General features: G+C 30.8%; 18 protein-coding genes. 9 read left to right on the forward strand and 9 right to left on the reverse strand.

From position 1 onward, the window contains the following. Nucleotides 1–75: 75 nt before the first annotated feature. The 8 genes from groL to miaB all read right to left on the reverse strand — a co-directional run bounded on the left by groL (nt 76) and on the right by miaB (nt 6975). Entirely contained in the window at nt 76–1713 is a 1638-nt protein-coding gene (gene groL / locus ACSIGC_RS13640; RefSeq protein WP_442265361.1) for a chaperonin GroEL, read from the reverse strand. A 34-nt stretch (nt 1714–1747) separates the two neighbouring features. Continuing rightward, complete coding sequence (locus ACSIGC_RS13645) at nt 1748–2023, reverse strand: co-chaperone GroES (RefSeq protein WP_095074248.1); 276 nt, start codon at nt 2021–2023, stop codon at nt 1748–1750. 175 nt (nt 2024–2198) lie between these two features. Further along, on the reverse strand, nt 2199–2537 hold the full coding sequence (gene secG / locus ACSIGC_RS13650; protein WP_442265362.1) for a preprotein translocase subunit SecG: 339 nt from the start codon (nt 2535–2537) through the stop codon (nt 2199–2201). Beyond that, nucleotides 2537–3253 carry a tetratricopeptide repeat protein gene (locus tag ACSIGC_RS13655; RefSeq protein WP_442265363.1) on the reverse strand — a complete coding sequence of 239 codons (717 nt, stop codon included), beginning with the start codon at nt 3251–3253 and terminating at the stop codon, nt 2537–2539. Before ACSIGC_RS13655 ends, secG begins: the two co-directional genes overlap by 1 nt. Continuing rightward, nucleotides 3247–3765, reverse strand: a complete 519-nt coding sequence (locus ACSIGC_RS13660; protein ID WP_442265364.1) for an LptE family protein — start codon at nt 3763–3765, stop codon at nt 3247–3249. Before ACSIGC_RS13660 ends, ACSIGC_RS13655 begins: the two co-directional genes overlap by 7 nt. A 24-nt stretch (nt 3766–3789) precedes the next feature. Next, nucleotides 3790–5013: a sigma 54-interacting transcriptional regulator gene (locus ACSIGC_RS13665; RefSeq protein WP_442265365.1), complete on the reverse strand. Its 1224-nt coding sequence runs from the start codon at nt 5011–5013 to the stop codon at nt 3790–3792. Nucleotides 5014–5036: 23 nt separating this feature from the next. Beyond that, complete coding sequence (locus ACSIGC_RS13670) at nt 5037–5516, reverse strand: YcxB family protein (protein ID WP_442265366.1); 480 nt, start codon at nt 5514–5516, stop codon at nt 5037–5039. Between the two features lie 4 nt (nt 5517–5520). Next, nucleotides 5521–6975, reverse strand: a complete 1455-nt coding sequence (gene miaB / locus ACSIGC_RS13675; protein ID WP_442265367.1) for a tRNA (N6-isopentenyl adenosine(37)-C2)-methylthiotransferase MiaB — start codon at nt 6973–6975, stop codon at nt 5521–5523. Nucleotides 6976–7178: 203 nt separating this feature from the next. On the opposite strand from miaB, the gene topA reads away from it, so the two are divergent. The 8 genes from topA (at nt 7179) to ACSIGC_RS13715 (ending at nt 18381) form a co-directional block, all read left to right on the forward strand. Next, a complete protein-coding gene (topA, locus tag ACSIGC_RS13680) occupies nt 7179–9662 on the forward strand; it encodes a type I DNA topoisomerase (RefSeq protein WP_442265368.1) in 2484 nt (827 codons plus the stop codon). Between the two features lie 38 nt (nt 9663–9700). After that, on the forward strand, nt 9701–10864 hold the full coding sequence (locus ACSIGC_RS13685; protein ID WP_442265369.1) for a formimidoylglutamase: 1164 nt from the start codon (nt 9701–9703) through the stop codon (nt 10862–10864). A 79-nt stretch (nt 10865–10943) separates the two neighbouring features. After that, nucleotides 10944–12317: a gliding motility lipoprotein GldK gene (gene gldK, locus ACSIGC_RS13690; protein ID WP_442265370.1), complete on the forward strand. Its 1374-nt coding sequence runs from the start codon at nt 10944–10946 to the stop codon at nt 12315–12317. Between the two features lie 49 nt (nt 12318–12366). Continuing rightward, nucleotides 12367–13023, forward strand: coding sequence for a gliding motility protein GldL (gene gldL, locus ACSIGC_RS13695; protein WP_442265371.1), 657 nt, complete (start codon nt 12367–12369; stop codon nt 13021–13023). A 33-nt stretch (nt 13024–13056) separates the two neighbouring features. Then, entirely contained in the window at nt 13057–14589 is a 1533-nt protein-coding gene (gene gldM / locus ACSIGC_RS13700) for a gliding motility protein GldM (RefSeq protein ID WP_442265372.1), read from the forward strand. Between the two features lie 19 nt (nt 14590–14608). Beyond that, nucleotides 14609–15484, forward strand: a complete 876-nt coding sequence (gene gldN / locus ACSIGC_RS13705) for a gliding motility protein GldN (RefSeq protein WP_442265373.1) — start codon at nt 14609–14611, stop codon at nt 15482–15484. Nucleotides 15485–15586: 102 nt separating this feature from the next. Beyond that, nucleotides 15587–15880, forward strand: a complete 294-nt coding sequence (locus ACSIGC_RS13710; RefSeq protein WP_442265374.1) for a hypothetical protein — start codon at nt 15587–15589, stop codon at nt 15878–15880. Nucleotides 15881–15888: 8 nt separating this feature from the next. Next, on the forward strand, nt 15889–18381 hold the full coding sequence (locus ACSIGC_RS13715) for an Hsp70 family protein (RefSeq protein WP_442265375.1): 2493 nt from the start codon (nt 15889–15891) through the stop codon (nt 18379–18381). A gap of 1 nt (nt 18382) precedes the next feature. On the opposite strand, the gene ACSIGC_RS13720 is transcribed toward ACSIGC_RS13715, so the two are convergent. Further along, nucleotides 18383–20401 carry a hypothetical protein gene (locus tag ACSIGC_RS13720; RefSeq protein ID WP_442265376.1) on the reverse strand — a complete coding sequence of 673 codons (2019 nt, stop codon included), beginning with the start codon at nt 20399–20401 and terminating at the stop codon, nt 18383–18385. Between the two features lie 87 nt (nt 20402–20488). Here ACSIGC_RS13720 and ACSIGC_RS13725 point away from each other — a divergent pair, with 87 nt between their 5' ends. Next, nucleotides 20489–21535, forward strand: coding sequence for an NAD(P)/FAD-dependent oxidoreductase (locus ACSIGC_RS13725; protein ID WP_442265377.1), 1047 nt, complete (start codon nt 20489–20491; stop codon nt 21533–21535). Nucleotides 21536–21625: the final 90 nt, after the last annotated feature.

The raw sequence follows: 21625 nt of genomic DNA on the forward strand, positions 1-21625 counted from the left end.
TTCAGGACGAGACAATAAATACAAAAAAAGCAACCTTTTTAAGATTGCTTTTTAAATTTTATGATTGAGTTTTTATTACATCATTCCTGGCATTCCACCACCCATTGGAGGCATTCCTGCACCAGCACCGCCTTCTTCTTTAATATCTACTAAAGCACACTCGGTAGTTAAGATCATACCAGCAACAGAAGCAGCATTTTCTAAGGCAACACGAGTCACTTTTTTAGGATCAATAATACCAGCTTCTAACATATCTACATACTGTTCAGTTTTAGCATCATATCCGAAATTACTCTCACCTTCTAATACTTTATTGATTACTACAGAGCCTTCGCCTCCAGCATTTTCTACGATAGTGCGTAAAGGAGCTTCAATTGCACGGTTTACAATTTGAATACCTGTAGTCTCATCTAAATTTTCAGTAGTTAAAGTTTCTAATACTTTTTTAGCACGAACTAAAGCAACACCACCACCAGCAACAATACCTTCTTCTACAGCTGCACGAGTAGCATGTAAAGCATCATCTACACGATCTTTCTTTTCTTTCATTTCTACCTCAGAGGCAGCACCAACATATAATACAGCAACTCCACCAGCTAACTTAGCTAAACGCTCTTGTAACTTCTCACGATCGTAATCAGAAGTTGTAGTTTCGATTTGTGCTTTAATTTGGTTTACACGAGCTTTAATTTGCTCTTCATCACCAGCACCATTAACAACAGTTGTATTATCTTTATCGATAGTTACTGTTTCAGCAGTTCCTAATAAATCTAATGTTGCATTTTCTAATGAAAAACCTCTTTCTTCAGAAATTACAGTACCACCAGTTAAGATTGCAATATCTTCTAACATTGCTTTTCTTCTATCACCAAATCCTGGAGCTTTAACAGCAGCAATTTTTAATCCACCTCTTAACTTATTTACTACTAAAGTAGCTAACGCTTGTCCGTCTACATCTTCAGCAATAATTAATAAAGGACGGCCAGATTGAGCAACTGGCTCTAAGATTGGTAAAATCTCTTGTAGGTTAGAAATCTTCTTATCGAATAATAAGATATACGGGTTTTCTAACTCAGCGATCATTTTATCAGCATTTGTTACGAAGTAAGGAGATAAATAACCTCTGTCAAACTGCATTCCCTCTACAACATCTACATAAGTGTCTGTCCCTTTAGCTTCTTCAACAGTAATAACCCCTTCTTTACCAACTTTACCAAAAGCTGTAGCGATTAAATCACCAATTACTTTGTCATTATTTGCAGAAATAGAAGCAACTTGTTGGATTTTTTCTGAAGAATCACCAACTTCTTTAGATTGCTTTGCTAAATCTTCAGTTAAAGCTGTTACAGCCTTGTCGATTCCTCTTTTTAAATCCATTGGATTTGCACCAGCAGCAACGTTTTTTAACCCTTCTTTAACGATAGCTTGAGCTAAAACAGTTGCAGTAGTAGTACCGTCACCAGCTAAATCGTTAGTTTTAGAAGCAACTTCTTTTACCATTTGTGCTCCCATGTTTTCAAGAGCGTCTTCTAATTCTACTTCTTTTGCTACAGAAACTCCGTCTTTAGTTACATGAGGAGCTCCAAAAGATTTAGAGATGATTACGTTACGACCTTTTGGTCCTAAGGTTACTTTTACAGCATTTGCTAATGCATCTACACCACGTTTTAATCCGTCTCGAGCTTCAATATCAAATTTTATATCTTTTGCCATTTTGTGTTTTGTTTTTAATAGATTAATTGATTGTTTAGATGATCGCTAAAATGTCCGATTCTCTCATCATTAAGTAATCTTTTCCTTCAAATTTAAGTTCAGTTCCAGAGAACTTACCGTATAAAACCGTATCGCCAACTTTTACAGTTAAAGGCTCATCTTTTTTACCATTTCCAACCGCTACAACAGTTCCTTTTTGAGGTTTTTCTTTTGCATTATCAGGTATGATAATTCCTGAAGCGGTAGTAGTTTCAGCTGCAGCTGGTTCTACAAGAACTCTATCTGCTAAAGGTTTGATGTTTAATCCCATTTTATTTAAAAATTATTGATTAATCTTAATTTATATTCTCCATTCTAATTGACAGAAATTGTGCCATTGAAACAAAACTGACAATTTTACTGAGGAGGATTCTTTTCTTAAAAAAATATAAAAAAAAATGCCAACGTGTCATCGTTAGCATTTTTGTTTTTTTGTATAAAATTTACTACTGTACAGAATCTTTAGTTGCTGGAGGTGTTGTTTCAGCAGGAGCTGTAGTTTCAATACCTTCTAACGATTCTTTAAGATCAGGTGTGTTTGTGCTGTTGGCTCTAGGTATAGCAAAGTTAGCTAATAAGATTAAAGCGAACATAGCAATGGCTAAAGTCCAAGTAGTACGATCTAAAAAGTTGTTTGTGTTTTGTACACCTCCGATGTTCATACCACCGCCACCGCCGAAAGAAGATGATAATCCTCCTCCTTTAGGGTTTTGAACCATTACGATTAAAATTAAAGCTACTGCAACAATTAAGATTAATATTAAAAGTAAATTATACGTTGTCATTATTTTATATTTTGTAAAATTCTTATTTTTTTAATCTGGTCTGCAAAGAAACCACTTTTTTCTGGATATTTCAAACTTAATATTTCATAAGCTTTTATTGCGTTGTCGTATTTCTTTTGTTCAAGGTAAATTCTAGCTAAAGTTTCGGTCATTAATGTAGGTTCTTGGCTTACTACATTTTGCTTTGAAGGAACTGAAGCGTTCTTGTTAATTCTTGAAATTTTAGGGTTGTTGTTAATAAAACGTTCAATAATATCTTCTTGAATATTCCTTTCTTTTTTCTCTAGTTTTTTTTGGGGTGTATTAGGGATATCTGAAGATAATTGCAACCATTGATTGAAAGAAAAAGCTTCATTTTTAGTAAAAGTTAACGGTTTTCCTATGTTAAGTTCTTCTTCAATGCTTTCTTTTTCGTTCTTTTTAGTGTCACTATTGAGGTTATTGTTTTCTTGAGATTTACTAGTGATTTTTGACTCTTTAAAAATGTCTGAAGTAATGAAGTTAAATAAAATAACTCTGTCTAAAGTATGTGCAGCAGTTAATTTTAATTCATTATTGTATCGAAAACTTTTTTGATCTTTTAAAGCTTTTAAATGTAATACTCTAGCAGATTGAAAATACGGATATTTATCTACAATAGATTTCAAATTATTTGAGTTTATATCCTTGATTTTTTCAGGATGATTAAGGATTTCTATGTAGTTTTCTTTTACCATTTAGCTACAGAAGCATTAAAAATATCTTGGTGTATTCTAGTTAAAATTTCATCTAAGGCAGCTTCTAAAACTGATCCAGATAATTGTTGAGCTGCACCGTAATCTGAATAAAAAGAAAACTGTTTTTCGAAGTCGTCTTCTTCCTTCTTTGAATTTGTGTATCTAACATTAACTACAACAGTTAATCTGTTTTGAGCAGCAGTTTGATTTCCTTGGCTAGAAGTAGCACTCATTGGTGTAATTCTATAATCAACTATCTCTCCTTCAAAACGTAAATCACCACCAGCTCTTACTAAAGTTAAGTTTGTTTGTCTAGTAAATAAATCTTGTAAGTCTTGAGTGAATCGTTGACTTAAACTTGGTTCTACTAAAGGAGCTTGATTTGGGAAGAAATCTATTTGAATAGTTTCTGCATCACCAATATCACCTTTTCCTGTAAAAGAATAAACTCCGCATCCCATTAAAATAACAAGACTAAAACTGTAGAAAAATATAAGTATGCTTTTTTTCATTTTTTGGTAGGCTTTGCTTTCGATTTATAAATCGTATTGTTTTATCTTTCTATATAGAGTTCGCTCAGAAATCCCTAATTCTTTAGCGGCCAGTTTACGTTTTCCTTTATTGCGTTCTAGTGATTTTTTTATCATCTCAACCTCTTTTTCTTGTAAAGATAAACTTTCGTGTTCTTCTATAGTCTCAATGAAATCATAATTATTCTGAGAAGTTATTTCAGGAATTTCAACTACTTCTACATTATGTGTAGGTGTTTCTTCGTTGTAAATACGTTGAATTAAATTTCTGTTTTCTTCTTGAACCTCAGTACTATTTCCATTTTGCATTAAATCTAAAGTAAGTTTCTTTAAATCGTTAATGTCATTACGCATATCGAACAAAATCTTATACATAATGTCTCTTTCATTTGCAAAATCATTTTTCGAAGAGTTGGAATTTCCAACAACCATTGGTAAGTTACCAGAGATATTTGGAAGATATTGCGAAATAATTTCCGATGAAATTATTCTGTTTTCTTCCATAATTGATATTTGTTCAGCAATATTTTTAAGTTGCCTAATATTTCCAGGAAAATGATAATTTAATAATAAATTGCTAGCATTTTCATCTAAACGAATTACAGGAATTCTATTCTTTTGGGCAAAATCTGAAGCAAACTTTCTAAATAATAATTGAATATCTGTTCCTCTTTCTCTTAAAGGGGGAAGTCCGATTTCTATAGTACTTAAACGATAATATAAATCTTCTCTGAATTTTCCTTTTTTTATGGCTTCATGCATATTAACATTGGTTGCAGCCACAATTCGAACATTTGTTTTTTGTACTTGAGAAGATCCTACTTTAATAAATTCACCATTTTCTAAAACACGAAGTAAGCGAACTTGAGTTGTTAATGGTAATTCTCCAACTTCATCTAAGAAAATTGTTCCACCATCTGCAACTTCGAAATATCCTTTTCTTGTTTGGGTAGCTCCTGTAAAAGCTCCTTTTTCATGACCGAAAAGTTCACTGTCGATAGTTCCTTCAGGAATTGCACCACAGTTTACAGCAATGTATTTTGCATGCTTTCTGTGAGATAACTGATGAATAATTTTAGGAATGCTTTCTTTTCCAACACCGCTTTCTCCAATAACTAACGCAGAAATATCTGTAGGAGCAACACGAACTGCTTTTTCGATAGCTCTATTTAACTGAGTATCGTTACCAATAATTCCGAATCGTTGTTTTACAGCTTGTAAACTTTCCATTTTCAAATTTATTTTTTCAACTACTAGGCTTTTAAATTGATGTTTTTTATCAGCTTTTTGAAATCAGTTATTTGTTCTTTTAGATCATTTTTTCTAATAATCATAGCATTACTTTTTTTTATGTAAACTAAAAACCAATCTCTTTTTTCTTCAATCTTAATAACATTCTTCCAGTAATGCTTTACTGAAAAGGTGTCTCCTTTTTCTTCAAAATATTCTTGATTAAAAATGAAATATATATCTTCTTTTAATCTTGGATTTTCGCTTATTAGTTTTTTTGATTTTTTGTAAAGTGATAAGAAAAAAAATAAAACACAGATTACTAAAGCTAAACTTTTAAGGGCTACTGTATTTATGGGGTCATTAAGGCTTTTGATTATAAAAAAGTAAATTAAAAAAAATAAAAGAGCCCATGTTTTCCAGCTTTTGGACATCAAGTAAACATTCACTTTAAAAATTTCCCTTACTAAGAATGTTGGTTTTATTTTAATTTCTTTTATCACTTATTTAATTATTTTCAGAATACCCTACAGCAGTTCCTTTTAATGTGGTAGAAGTACAATCTTCTATTTTTACATTTACAAAATCACCAATTTTATAGTGTTCTTTAGGGAATACAACAACAGTATTTTGGGTATTTCTACCTTTCCATTCATTTTCACTCTTTTTAGAAGTTCCTTCAATTAAAACTTCTTGAACTTTTCCAACATGTTCTTTAGCTCTATATAAACTATGTTCTTGTTGTAAGTTTATAATTTCTTGTAATCTTCTTTTTTTGATAGCTAAAGGAATGTCATCTTCCATTTTTTTAGCTGCAAGCGTTCCTGGTCTTTCAGAATAAGCAAACATAAAACCAAAGCTATACTTTACTTTTTCCATTAAATCTAAAGTGTCTTGATGATCTTCTTCTGTTTCTCCACAGAAACCAGCAATCATATCTTGACTTAAATTCATTTCAGGAATGATTTTATAAATATTTTCTACTAACTCTAAATATTCTTCACGAGTATGTAATCTGTTCATGGCTTTTAACATTGTGTTACTTCCACTTTGAATAGGTAAGTGAATGTATTTACAGATATTTTTGTGTTTAGCCATAATATGAATCACATCTAAAGTCATGTCTTGTGGATTCGATGTAGAAAAACGAAAACGCATTTTAGGAAATTCAGTAGCGCACATATCTAAAAGTTGTGCGAAATTTACAGCAGTTGCCTGAGCCATTTCAGAAGCTTTATGGAAATCTTTCTTTAATCCTCCACCATACCATAAATATGAATCAACATTCTGTCCAAGTAAAGTGATTTCTTTAAAGTTTTGTTCGTGCATCGAACGAATTTCTTCAATAATACTTTGCGGATCTCTACTTCGTTCTCTACCTCTGGTAAAAGGAACTACACAAAAAGTACACATATTATCGCATCCTCTAGTAATAGATACAAATGCAGAAACTCCATTAGAATTTAAACGAACAGGAGAAACATCAGCATAAGTTTCTTCTTTGGATAGAATTACATTTACAGCATCTCTACCAGCTTCTACTTCTTCTACTAAATTAGGTAAATCACGATAAGCATCAGGTCCAACAACTAAATCAACTATTTTTTCTTCTTCTAGAAATTTAGCTTTTAAACGCTCTGCCATACAACCTAAAACTCCAACTTTCATTTTAGGATTGTGCTTTTTAGCATGATTGTATTTTTGTAGTCTATTACGAACAGTTTGTTCTGCTTTTTCTCTAATAGAGCAAGTATTTACTAAAACTAAATCAGCTTCATTAATATCGCTAGTAGTATTAAATCCTTGTTCAGCAAGAATTGCTGCAACAATTTCACTGTCGTTCATGTTCATTTGACAGCCATAACTTTCAATAAAAAGTTTTTTGCTGTTGCCTTCTTTCTGCTCTGTTAATAAAGGTTTTCCTTGTTTTTTTTCGTCTATAACTTTTTCAACCTGATCCATAATCTTATCTCTTGTAAGTAGAGGGCAAATATACAACCAATTTTATGATTGCGTGACAAATTGTCATTAAATAATACGTCGTTTCAAATTTAAATTAGCGTTAATTCTTTCAAAACAATTCCTAATAAAAAAAAACTGTATACTTTTGCAATTTAAAATACACTATATATATGGTGTAACAAAAAATCTATAAGAAAAGATACATGGCAAAGAATTTAGTAATTGTAGAGTCTCCTGCAAAAGCAAAAACAATTGAGAAATTTTTAGGTAAAGATTTTCAAGTTGAGTCAAGTTATGGGCATATTGCTGATTTACCATCTAAAGAATTAGGTGTTAATGTCGATGGAGATTTTAAACCTAAGTATATTGTTTCTTCAGATAAGAAATCGGTAGTGAAAAAATTAAAGGATTTAGCTAAGAAAGCAGAAATGGTTTGGTTAGCGTCCGATGAAGATCGAGAGGGAGAAGCTATTGCATGGCACTTAGCGGAGCAATTAAAGTTAAATAAAGACAATACAAAACGTATCGTATTTAACTCAATTACTAAAAATGCTATTTTAAAAGCTATAGAAAATCCAAGAACTATTAATTATGATTTAGTAGATGCTCAACAAGCAAGGCGCGTATTAGATAGGATCGTAGGATATGAATTATCTCCTGTGCTATGGAGAAAAGTAAAAGCAGGTTTATCTGCGGGTAGAGTTCAGTCTGTAGCTGTGCGTTTAATTGTAGAACGTGAACGCGATATAGAAAACTTTAAACCTGTAGCTTCTTATAGAGTAGATGCTGAGTTTACTAATACAGAAGGTAAAAAATTTAAGGCAAAATTACCGAAGAATTTTTCCACTAAAGAAGAAGCAGAAGCTTTTTTAAATTCATGTTTGTCTGCAGATTTTTCAGTTTCAGATTTACAAACAAAGCCAGCTAAGAAATCACCAGCTGCACCTTTTACAACATCAACATTACAACAAGAGGCTTCTCGTAAGTTAGGTTTTCCTGTTGCAAAAACGATGTTAATGGCGCAACGTTTATATGAAGCTGGATTGATTACTTATATGAGAACTGATAGCGTGAATTTATCTTCTGAAGCAGTTAATGCAGCAGCAGAAGAAATTAAAGCTTCGTATGGTAAAGAATATAGTAAGCCTAGAAGTTTTTCTACAAAATCTAAAGGAGCTCAAGAAGCTCACGAAGCTGTTCGACCTACTAATATGGCGGTTCATACTGTTTCTGTAGATTATGATCAAGATAGATTGTATAGTTTAATTTGGAAAAGAACTATTGCTTCTCAGATGAGTGAAGCACAGTTAGAAAGAACTAATGTTAAAATTTCTAACAATAAAAATGATAAAGATTTTTCTGCAAATGGAGAGGTAATTACATTCGAAGGTTTCTTAAAAGTATATTTAGAAGGAACAGATAATGAAGAGGAAGAACAAGCAGGAATGTTGCCAAAAATGAAAGTAGGAGAAGAGTTAAATAACGAATATATTACAACGACGCAACGTTATACTCGTCCTCCTGCAAGATATACAGAAGCTTCTTTAGTGAAGCATTTGGAAGAGTTAGGTATAGGTAGACCTTCTACTTATGCACCAACAATTTCTACGGTACAAAGAAGAGGTTATGTAGAAAAAGGAACTGCAGAAGGAGTTGAACGTGAATACATTCAATTAGTATTAAAATCAGATTCAATTAAAGAGCAGGTTTTAATAGAAAAAGTTGGTTCAGATAAAGGAAAAATGATGCCAACAGATATTGGTAACATTGTAAATGACTTTTTAGTTGAGAATTTTTCAAGTATTCTAGATTACGGATTTACAGCTAAAGTAGAAAGTGATTTTGATAATATTGCAGGAGGAAAAGAAGATTGGACTTCAGTAATTAAAGATTTTTATAAAGACTTTCATCCAACAGTTAAAGATGTTGCGGAAAATGCGGAAAGAGCTAGCGGACAAAGGTTGTTAGGAGTCGATCCGGATTCTGGGAAGAACGTATACGTTCGTTTAGGTAGGTTTGGTGCTATGGTTCAAATTGGAGAGGCTACAGATGAAGAAAAACCTAAGTTTGCAAGTTTACAAGGTGATCAAACGATGAGTTCAATTACTTATGAAGAAGCTATGGATTTGTTTAAATTACCTAAAACCCTTGGGAATTACGAAGAAAAAGAAGTTGTTGTTGCTAATGGAAGGTTTGGTCCATATATAAAATTTGATGGAAAATATGTTTCTTTAGATAAAGATGAAAATCCAATGTCTGTTGACATGGATAGAGCAATTGAACTTATCGAAGCAAAAAGAAAAGCAGATGCTCCAATAGGAGAATATGAAGGTTTTCCAATTCAAAAAGGTGTTGGGAGATTTGGGCCTTTTATAAAGTGGAATTCTATTTTTATTAATGTGAATAAAAAATATGATTTCGATAACTTAACTCAATCAGACTTAGAAGAATTAATAGAAGATAAAAAGAGAAAAGAAAGAGAGAAATTAATTCATAATTGGGAAGATGTAGGTATTCGAGTAGAGAAAGCAAGATGGGGTAGGTTTAATGTTATTAAGGGTAAAACTAAAATAGAGTTACCTAAAACTACCGAGATTGAAAAATTCACAAAAGAAGATGCGGTTAAGTTAGTTGATTCTAAAAAAACAACTAAAAAAACAACTAGAAAGACTTCTAAAAAGAAATAAATTTATATATTGCTCAGCATTCACTAATCCCCAAATTAATGAATACAGATTTTTTGTCTCCTGTTAATGAAAGAGTAGTCGCTCAATTAGAAGAGCAATCACCAGATACTTTAGGGAGAAATATAAAGATTTACTCATCTCAAAATGATTTTCCAGATTTAGAAGATGTGGGTGTAGCTCTTATAGGGGTTAAAGAGGGAAGAAACGGAATAGATAACCTAGGATGTGGAGAAGACCTAACAAAAATTCGAGAAGCATTTTACAAGTTGTTTATTGGGGATTGGAATTTAACTATAGCTGATTTAGGTAATATTCAGCAAGGAAGTGCGGTTAAAGACACATATTTTGCTGTAGCTGAAGTGGTTTCTGATTTAGTAAAAAAAAATATAGTAGTAGTTTTATTGGGAGGGAGTCAAGATATTACTTATGCTAATTATAGAGCTTATGACGTATTAGAACAAACTATTAATTTAGTATCTGTTGATAGTCATTTTAACTTAGGAGCATTAGAAGACGAATTAAATTCTGAATCTTTTTTGAGTAAAATAATAATGGAAGAACCTAATAATTTGTTTAATTACAGTAATATTGGGTATCAAACCTATTTAAACTCTCAACAAGAAGTGAAATTGCTGCAAAATTTGTATTTTGATACATATAGGTTAGGAGAAGTGGTGAGAGAAATTCAATTAGTTGAACCTATTTTAAGAGATGCAGATATAGTAAGTATAGATATAGGAAGTGTTAAACAAAGTGATGCACCAGCAAATAATAATGCGAACCCTAATGGTTTCTTTGGAGATCAGTTATGTTCAATAGCTAGATACGCAGGAATAAGTGACAAAGTAACTTCTTTTGGTGTCTATGAATATAACAGTATGTTAGATGGTAATAAACAAACATCTAACTTAATAGCACAAGCGTTATGGTATTTTGTAGAAGGAGTTAACTTTAGAGCTAAGGATTATCCGTTTTCAAGTAAAGAAAGTTATCAAAAATTTAGTGTAATTTTAGAAGACGATGATCCAATAAATTTTTATAAAAGCGATAAAAGTGGTCGTTGGTGGATGGAGATTAATCTGATTACAGATAATAAATATAGAAGACACGCGTTAATACCATGTGCATACGAAGATTATTTGAAGGCTATAGAACAAAAAATTCCTGAAAGATGGTACAAAGCACAGCAAAAACTTACATAAAAAAGTTATATTTGCGTTCCTTGATAGAAAATGTTGAATAAAATTATAAAAAAGTTACAAACTCTTTAATAAGAAAAATATGAAGAAAGTAGCACTGTTTACCCTAATTATAGCACTTGTTTACAGTTGTGGATCTAACAACGATAGAGGAGAGCTTACTGGTGTTAAATCGAAGAGAAAATGGTTCGCGGAAAAACCATACGGAATGGTTTTTATTAAAGGTGGTTCGTTTACTATGGGTAAGCAAGATGAAGACCCGTTAGGCGCTATGAATGCCCCAACAAGAACGGTTACCGTACAACCGTTTTATATGGATGAATCTGAAATTACAAATAGTGAGTATAAGCAGTTCGTTAATTGGGTACGAGATTCTGTTGTAAGAACTAAATTAGCTTACCAAGCAGAATTTGCTTCTGGAGGTGATGAGCTTTCAGATGGTAAAAATAAACCGCAAGGGATTCAATTGTATGCTTTTGCTTCAAAAGATACGGCCAACGAATCTCCATATCAAAAATATATGAGAGAAAATTATTACGAAGTTGGTGAAGGTATAGACTCTATTAAACCATTAAATTGGGAAGAAGAATTGATTTGGAATAAAGAAGATTATCCAGATGAAGATTATGTAGAGGTTATGGATTCTTTATATCTTAAGAAAGATGAAGCTTTAAATGGAATTCGTACATTTAATACAAAGTTGTTAAACTACAGATACTTCTGGTTTGATAACGAAGAAGCTGCAAGAACTGGAAAAAACAGAAAAGATTTCTTAAAAGATGAAACTTTAAATATTTATCCTGATACCACAGTATGGATTAAAGATTTCAACTATTCATATAATGATCCAATGCACCAAGAGTATTTTGCTCATAAAGCATTTGAAGACTATCCTGTAGTTGGAATTAGTTGGCATCAAGCTAGAGCTTTCTGTCATTGGAGAACAAAAAACAAAAATTCTTATCAAAGGTCTAAGAAGAACTTAGGTTTAGTTCCTGCTTTCAGATTACCAACAGAAGCAGAGTGGGAATATGCAGCACGTGGAGGTTTAGATTTTGCTAAATACCCTTGGGGAGGACCAAGTACTACAAGTGATAGAGGGTGTTTCTTAGCAAACTTCAAACCAGTTCGTGGAGATTATGCTGCTGATGGTGCTTTATATACTGTTGAAGCTATTTCGTACAACCCAAATGGGTTCGGATTATACAACATGGCTGGAAATGTTTCTGAATGGACTAATACAGCTTACAACCAAATGTCTTATTATATGGGGTCTACAATGAACCCAAATGTTGAAAACAGAGAAAATGAACGTAAAATTGTACGTGGAGGTTCTTGGAAAGATGTAGCTTATTTCTTAGAAGTAGGTTCTCGTGACTGGGAATATGCTGATACTGCAAGAAGTTACATTGGTTTTAGAACAGTTCAAGATTATCTTGGTACAAAAAAACAGTAAATAAATAAACATAATAAATAATATCCCTAATTAATAAAAATCAAGAATTATGGCACAATCAAAATCAACAAAAAAGATGTTTAACATGGCTTACGGTTTAGGAGCTGCGGTAGTAATCTTAGGAGCATTATTCAAAATTATGCACTTTAAGATTGGGCCATTAACCGGTGGAGTTATGTTAACGATTGGTATGGCTGTAGAAGCTATCGTTTTCGCTTTATCTGCGTTTGAACCAGTAGAAGACGAATTAGATTGGACTAAAGTTTACCCAGAATTAGCTGATGCAAGTGGTTCGGGTAGAAAAAAGAAAGAAAAAGAAGCTACTCCAGAAGAAGCTCAATCATTATTATCTCAGAAATTAGATAACATTTTAAAAGAAGCTAAATTAGATGCTCAATTAGTATCTAGATTAGGTGATAGCATCAAAGGGTTTCAAGGTGCTGTTGAGCCATTAGCACAAGCTTCTCAAGCTATTTCTGCTACAAATAGCTATAACGAGCAAGTTTCTAAAGCAGCTTCTCAAATGGCTTCTTTAAATAGCTTATACCAAACTCAAGTAGAAAATGCTTCAAGACAAACTGAGTTAAACTCAGCAATGGTAGAAAATAGCCAACGTTTACAAGAGCAAATGCAATCTTTAGCAACTAACTTATCTTCATTAAACGGAGTATATGGTGGTATGTTAACTGCTATGAGTACAAAATAATTTAATATTAACTAAGCAAACTAATTTTAAATTATGGCAGGCGGAAAACAATCTCCAAGACAGAAGATGATTAACCTTATGTATCTTATCTTCATTGCAATGTTAGCAATGAATATGAGTAAAGAGGTATTATCAGCTTTTGGATTGATGAACGAAAAATTATCAGATGCTAATGTTAGAGCAACTGATTCAAATAATAGAGCTTACGCAAATTTAGCAACAAAAGCTGTAGAGCAACCTTTACAATTTGAGAAGGCTAAAGAAAAAACAGATGCTCTTAAAGCTCAAGCAGATTCTTTTTATGCATATTTAGAAGATTTAAAAGGAAAAATGACTTCTGATCTTAAAGATAAAAAGGATTACGAAACAATGGATAAATCTAAGTTTTTAGATGAATTGTTTTTTGTAAGTGGAACAATCACACCTGCAGGAAAAGAATTCGTGTCTAAAATGGATGAGTTTAAAAAAGCTTCATTAGAGGTTTTAGGAGAAACAGAATTATCTGGAGTTGTATCTAGTCGTTTTAGTACAGATCCTGTAAAAAATAAAGATGGCAAACAATTAAATTGGTTAAACTATCATTATGAAGGTTTCCCTTTAATTGCTTCTTTAACAAAATTAACTCAAATTCAGGCAGATATTAAAGCAACTGAATCTGATGCATTGTCTACTTTATTACAAGGTGAATTAGAAAGTGCAGTTTCTTTGAAGAATTATGAAGCAATGGTTGTATTCGAAAAGAATGCATACTATCCTGGTGAAAAGTTATCTGGAAAAATTGTATTAGGTAAAAACGATCCAAATTTAACAGCAGAGAAAGTAACTATCAATGGTAAAGATTGGCCAGAAGATAAAATTAAAGCTGGTCAGGTTATTTTAGATGGACCTGCTGGTTCTGTTGGAGACAGATCAATTAAGGGAACATTTACTTTCAAAGAGAATGACTCTTTAGTTGAAATTCCAATTAATGGTGGTTATTCAGTAATTCCAAGACCAAATGAAGCTGTTATTTCTGCTGATAAAATGAATGCTGTATACCGCGGATTAGTAAATCCAATGACGATTTCTATGCCAGGTGTACCTTCTAATAAAGTTATCGCTAACGCTCCAGGTTTAAAAAGAACTAAAGGAGATAGTTATAACATGAGACCTGGTAAAGGAAATGAAGTAACAATTCGTGTTACTGGAACATTACCAGATGGAAAAAAAGTAAGTTCTAATAAGAAATTTAGAATAAAAGACATACCTCCAGCGTTAGGTATGGTAAGAGGTCAATACGGAACAGTTTCTATGCCTAAAGCAAGTATTGGAAGAACTACAATAGGAGCAGGTTTACCTGATTTCTTATTTGATTTAACATTAAAAGTTCAAAGCTTTAAAGTAAAAGTACCAGGGCAGCCTGCTGTACCAGTTACAGGTACTAAAATGAGCGGAAGAGCTAAACAAGCTATAGCTAAAGCCAGAAGAGGTGAAATTATAGCAATTTTTGATATTAAAGCTACTGTTGCTGGTTCTGGTGTTCCAGTTAAGAGAGTTGGTGGTGTTAATATCAAAGTTTCGAATTAATAATTAAAATAAAGAAAGTATGAATTGGAAGCGTTTTAATTTGGTGATTATAGCATTGTCTATAACCAGTGTAACTTTTGCACAGGCCAATCTATTAAATGCTAAAAAAGTAGAGGAGATTGGAGTGAAGAGTCAAGAACAAATTGATTCTGATGATGATAAACCGCTACCGTATGGTTACATAAGCGATCGAGACGTATTATGGTCTAAAGTAGTGTGGGAGTTTATAGACTTAAACCAAAAGATCAACTTACCTTACTATTACCCAATTGATACAGCAAGTACCTCTAATAATAGACGTTCGTTGTTCGATACTTTAATGAAAGGTATTAAAGAAGGTAAAATTAAAGAGGTGTATAACGATTCTTATTTTACTTCTAAGATAGGAATGAAGGAGATAGATGAAAAAACCTATAATTTGAGAGAAGTTGATGGAGGTGAAGAAAATGGAGGTTATTCAGATCCTTATTATGTTAAATCTCAAGATATTAAAGGGTATCGAATTAAGGGGATTTGGTATTTTGATAAGCGTCAAGGTGAATTAAAATACAGAATGTTAGCAATTGCACCTATGGGGCCAGATGTTCAGGTAATGGGAGTTGAAGATGTTGAAGATGATGAAATTTATGAGCTTTTCTGGGTATTCTTTCCAGATGCACGTGAAGTGTTGCATGAGTCTAAAGTATTTAATCCTAAGAATTCTGCTCATCCTATTTCTTATGATAACCTTTTAAATGCTCGTCGTTTTAATTCAACAGTAATTAAAGAAGAAAACTTATATGGTGACCGTCAAATTAGTGACTATATCCGTGGAAATTCTTTATTCCAGTTGTTAGAAGCTAATAGAATTAAAGAAGGAATACGTGACCGTGAAATGGACATGTGGAATTATTAATTCTTTTGAAGATATAATTTGAAAGCGCTCTGAGTAATCAGGGCGCTTTTTTTTCGTATTATTACATAAAAAAAGCTAAAGTCCGAATCAATACTTCTTATTATGAAAGAAATTTTAAATCAAATTTTTGATATAGAACAAAAGTCAGAGAAAAATGAATTACATGTTTTCGATAGAAATATCAGACGTTTATATCATGAAATTGAGGGTTTAGGTTTTGAAATTAAAAACCCTTTAGGAGAAAAATATTCATTAGAGAGAACAGATATAGAAGCAACTTTAATGAATGATTTTCATAGTAAAATGAAAATAACAAAGGTGTTAAAACCTATTATTTATAAGTCAGAAAACGGACATATGACTTTAGTGCAAAGAGGAGTAGTAATAGTTGAGTAAATACAGTAATGAAAACAGTAAATTTTGGTATAGATTTAGGAACTACAAATAGTTTGATATCTAAATATGAAAACGGAACGTTAGAAGTGTTTAAAAATCCGTTAGGATTAAAACAAACATTATCTTCTGCAGTAGCATACAGAAAAAATAAAATTATTGTTGGAGACAAAGCAAGAGAGTTATTAGAACGTGATGCTATGAATGTATTTACTTGCTTTAAAAGAAAAATGGGAACTTCAGAATCTTATTTTGTACCTAATTTAAATAAGAAGGTTACACCTGTTGAATTATCAACATTAGTATTACAAGAACTGAAGAACTTTATTCATACAGGAGAAACTGTAGATGAAATTGTAATTACTATTCCATCTTCTTTTGATACAATTCAGTCTAATGCTACTAAAATTGCTGGAGAAAAAGCAGGTTTTAACAAAGTGTACCTTTTACAAGAACCTATTGCAGCCAGTTTAGCATTTGCTAATCAAGGTAAATTAAATATAGAAGAAAAGAAAAAATGGTTAATCTACGATTTTGGAGGAGGAACTTTTGATGTTGCTTTAATTGAGATTGATGATAGAGAGATTAATGTTATAGACAATGAAGGGGATAATTTCTTAGGAGGATTAGATATCGATAATTTAATTATTGAAAAAATTATTGTCCCTTTTCTTGAGAAAGAAATAAACGAAGAAAACCTTTGGCAGCAATTTAAAGAAACTGGCAATGCATATCAAAAATTATATTATGAATTGTTATTTAAAGCAGAAGAAGCTAAGAAAGAACTTACAATTTTTGAAAATGTAGAGATAGAAATAGATTACCCTGAAAAAGATATTTATGAGACTGTAGAAATTTCAAGAAATCAATTTAATGCTTTAATCAGTCCATTATTAAATAGAACAATAGCTTTTTCTAAGCAGGTTTTAACTAATAATAATTTACATAGTTCAGATATCGAACGAATTATAATGGTTGGTGGAACAACACTAATACCATACGTTAGAGAAAAAGTAAGAACAGAAACACAAATTACTGTAGATACAAATGTAGATCCAACAGCCGCTGTAGGAATTGGAGCTGCTTTTTATGCTGGATCTAAACCTAAAACAATCACTAGCTCAGAAGAAAAAGAAACTATAGATAATAAAGTAGATCAAAATATAGGAGATCAATTTCAAATTTTCTATGAAAAAAGTTCTAATGACGATGAAGAACTTATTAATGTAAAGAATGTTTTAAAAGCTTCAGGTTATTATCGAATTACACGATTAGATGGAGGTTTCGATACAGGAACTATAGCTTTTGATAAAGATATATTCTGTTATGTAGATTTATTAAAAGGCACAGTAAATAGTTTTGAATTTAGAATATTTGATGAAAATCAAACCGAGGTTTTTAGTACTCGAGATATTAAAATTTCTCAAGGAAAATATAATGTAAAAGGACAATTATTACCTCAAGCGATTTGCTTAGAAATTGATGATATAGAATTTGGAGAAACTAGATTAGAAGCTATTTTTACTAAAAATAGTATTCTTCCTTTAAAGAAAGTAATCTACAAAACAGCTTCTAAAACAATTGTAAAGGGAAGTGATGATTTATTGCAAATAAACATTGTAGAAGGAGATGATAATGGACTACCAAGTTCAGGGTTAACAATTGGTTTTATAGAAGTTTCTGGTAAAGATTTAACCGAAGATTTAATTAAAGGAACAGATATAGAAATAGAAATTAAAATGTCTGAATCTAGAGATATTCATGTGAATGTCTTTTTATCATTAACAGAACAAGAATTCAAAAATACATTTACACCTACAGAGCGTTATATTAGCAGAGCTAAAATTGATAAAGATTTATATTTAGTAATAGAAAATTTAGATAAAGAGTTGCAAAATCACGGAGACGATTATGAATTGTTAGCTAAATTTAAATCGATTCGTGATAATTTAATTGAATTACAAATTGAGTTAACTTTATTATCAGATAATGATACTACAGATAAAAAGTTCAGTATCGATAATAAAAAACGAGAACTTATCAATCAATATGATTTGTTAACACGACATGTTATTTTAGATGAAGAGATAAGTAATTACAAGAGAATTGTCGATGATATTAAATATGATATAGAAACAGATGAATTACCTCAGTTTACAGATCGACTAAATACTATCATTAAAGACGAGAAAAAGCTTCTAAATTCTGGAAATAAATACCTTTTAAAATCAAAGATAAAGGAATTAGAAACCTTGCAGAATGTAATCTTTAATGCAAAAGATGAAAATTACGTTTATGCTTTCATGAATTATAAATTTAATCCAGAAGTTTTTACTAATACCAGAAAAGCTGAAAAATTGTTTAAAGAAGGAGACAAAGCCATGGAAAAACAAGACTATAAAGCTCTAAAGTTTATTGTGATTAATTTATATAACTTATTACCACCTGAAATGAGAGATAAAAAGCAACAAATGGATAATAAAAATAAAACAGGATTACAATAGTTTAGTATTGTAATCCAACAATTTTAGTTATTTTCTCATTTACCTCAATAAAAGGATTTTCACCTTTAACAGATTTGATGATAACAGGTTTGCTAAATAATTGAATATCTGATAAATCTCGTTTTAAAATAGGTGTGCCTTTATAAGTGTAAAAATATTTTCCTTTGTAGAAATATAAAGAATCACCAGTATCGTATAAAAAAACTTTTAATTCTTCATGAGGTTTTATATAAGTTGTAAAATCTCTTTTTGATGCTAAATTTCTATTAAAAATAACTAAATGTTTATCAGTGTGGTTTTTTATAGATACAGGATATCCACTAACATCAACATGAGAATAATTTCTAAAGAAATCTGGATAAAGATTTTGTCCGGTTACAAAAGTATCTGGAATTATTTGTTTCTTTTTGTTGGCTATATCTTTTATTAATCTTTTAAAAAATAATTTTTTAGACTTATTCCAATTTGTGGATGTTCTTTTGTAATCATCGTATGCGATTTCTTTTTCAGGAGCAGTTATTTCAGTTGAAGTATCGTATTTTCTTTTATAAATATAATCTGGATTTTCAGAAGTTTTTACTTCTAATTTGTGATAAATAATACTATCGTTGGTTATTAGAATATGGCTAGTACTATCTTTTTTGTTATAGATTTTATTTATTTTTAAAAGATTTTCAGTGTCTTTAGGATCTATTTTAGAAAAAAGTTTTTCAGTTTTATTCCTAATTTTTGCTTCAGAAAAATTTTCCCCTAAATAATAGATTAACCTTAAATAGTTTTGATAAGCAATTTTTAATGAATCTTTACTATTTATAAAAACGGTACTCATTAATTTTTCACCTTTGTATTTAGTAAACAATACCAATGACTTATCGCTTTTGTTTTTTATTGTAATAGAATCTAACAGATGTGTGACTTTAAAACTTTTTTTAAAATTTGAAGTATAATAAAAATCAAACCTAGTTTTAAAAGCTTTGTCTCCTGTTTTTAAACTTATTTTTCTAAAACTTTTAGAAGCTTTTAAAGAAGAATCTTTCGCTCGAAAATATAAATTCCAAATAAAATCTTTTTGTGTTTTTTTATAAATATGGGTAAGATTTTCACTTATTTCAGAATTATTATAAATCTTAGTTGTATCAAAAGTATAGTTAGAAGAACTATTATTACTAGCAAATCTGGCAATTCCAACAAATACAGCTATTAAAAAAGCAAAAACTCTAAATGCTTCGAAGTTATTACTTCCACTTCCTTGAAGTCCATTATCTTGATATCCTAAAGAGGCTAAATCTTTAAATTGATCTTCAACAAAAGAATCACTTGTTGATAGTTTTGCAAATAAACGATAGGCTTTTTTAATCTTATTATATTCTTTATTGTTGATTCTAGATTTATTATAATAATCAACCAAAGCATTTACATAATCTAATTTTAGATCATCTGAAATTCCATAGGGTAATAAATTTAATAAATCGGTATGAGTATCATAAGTTACTTGTGGGCATTTTTCATAGAGTGTTTTAGCTTTTGTAATTTTAATTGTCTCTATTAAAATAATGGTTTGTTGCTCTAAATATTTGTAACAGCGTAATAAAAGATCACTACTGAAAATTTCTTCATAATTTAAAGCTTCAATGATAGTGTCGTATTTTTTAGCTTGATAATCTCTTTTTAAAAGAGGAAAAAAATAGGTGTCTAAATACGGAGCTAGAAAATCAGAATATTGAGATAAGTTTTTAATGAATTCTTCTTCGAAAAAAAAAGTGCTTGGTCCATCATCATTTCCAGAACTTATAAATTCTTTAAATTTAGGGTGTTTTTCAATGAAAATAATCGACTTACGTTTTTCTGAATCTTTCAACTGTTCTATAAGCAAGTGCATTTCATCAAGGTTGTAAAACTCATCTTGATTTTGAAGTCTTAATACTTTTAAGCGTTTCTCCAAACGAATAATATTTTTCTTGTCAATTTGTTCTAAATCCTCTAAGGAGATGTCTAAAATGTCAATTGGAGAGATATACATGGAAAAAGGCAATTTTTATTTACTATCAAAAATAAAGAAATTTCATTTTTATATTGTAGTAAAAATCAATCTTTATACTTTTACTTTATGAAAGTTGATTATATCGTTGTTGGTTTAGGATTAGCAGGTTTAGCCTTTTGCGAAGAATTAATTCAGGCAAATAAAAGCTTCATGGTTTTTGAAGATAATTCTCAAAATTCATCAAGTGTAGCAAGTGGTACTTATAATCCTGTAATTTTAAAACGTTTCACTCCAGTTTGGAATGGGCATCAACAACTAAAATTAGCGCTTCCTTTTTATCAAAGAGTTTCAGAAAAATTAGGAAAAGAATTTGATACAAAATTTGCCACCAAAAAAGTATTCAATTCCATAGGAGATGAAAATAATTGGTTTATTGCTTCAGATAAACCAATGTTAGCTCAATATATGAAGCCAGAAATATCTAAAGATAAAATAGAAGGAGTTATTGGAAATTTTGGCTTTGGTGAATTGTTAGGAACTGGAAGAATTGCAACCAAAAATTTACTGGTTAATTACAGAGGTTACCTAAAAAGAGCCAATAAATTACAAGCTGTTTCTTTTAATTACGATGAGTTAATTATAGGAGATGAAAAAGTTTTTTACCATGAACTAGAAGCTTCTAAGATTGTTTTTTGTGAAGGTTTTGGATTAAAAAAGAACCCTTATTTTAATCATTTACCTTTAAATGGAACAAAAGGAGAAATCATAACAATTCACGCTCCAGAATTAAATATAGATTTTCTTTTAAAGTCTTCTGTTTTTGTATTGCCTTTAGGAAATGACCTCTATAAAGTAGGAGCAACGTTTAATTGGACAGATAAAACTTTAGATCCTACAGAAGAAGGAAAGAAAGAATTAGTAGACAAATTAGAAAAAACAATTTCTGTTCCATATGAAATTATAGATCAAACTGCAGGAATTCGCCCTACAGTTAAAGATCGAAGGCCTTTAGTTGGGGTAAACAGAGAACATTCAAATATGGCTGTTTTAAATGGTTTAGGAACTAGAGGTGTAATGATTGCTCCAACTGTTGCTAAAAATTTATTTAATCATTTAGAAAGAGGAGAGGAATTAGATCCCGAAATCAATATTAATAGATTCTTGAAAAAATAAATTATTCATTTTATATAAAAAGAGGTTGTTTTTTAGAAAAACAACCTCCATAAATACTCGAAATTACAAATTCCCCCATTTGTTTCTTTA

Source organism: Tenacibaculum aquaeponti, assembly GCF_052084715.1.
In the GTDB taxonomy this organism is placed as follows: domain Bacteria; phylum Bacteroidota; class Bacteroidia; order Flavobacteriales; family Flavobacteriaceae; genus Polaribacter.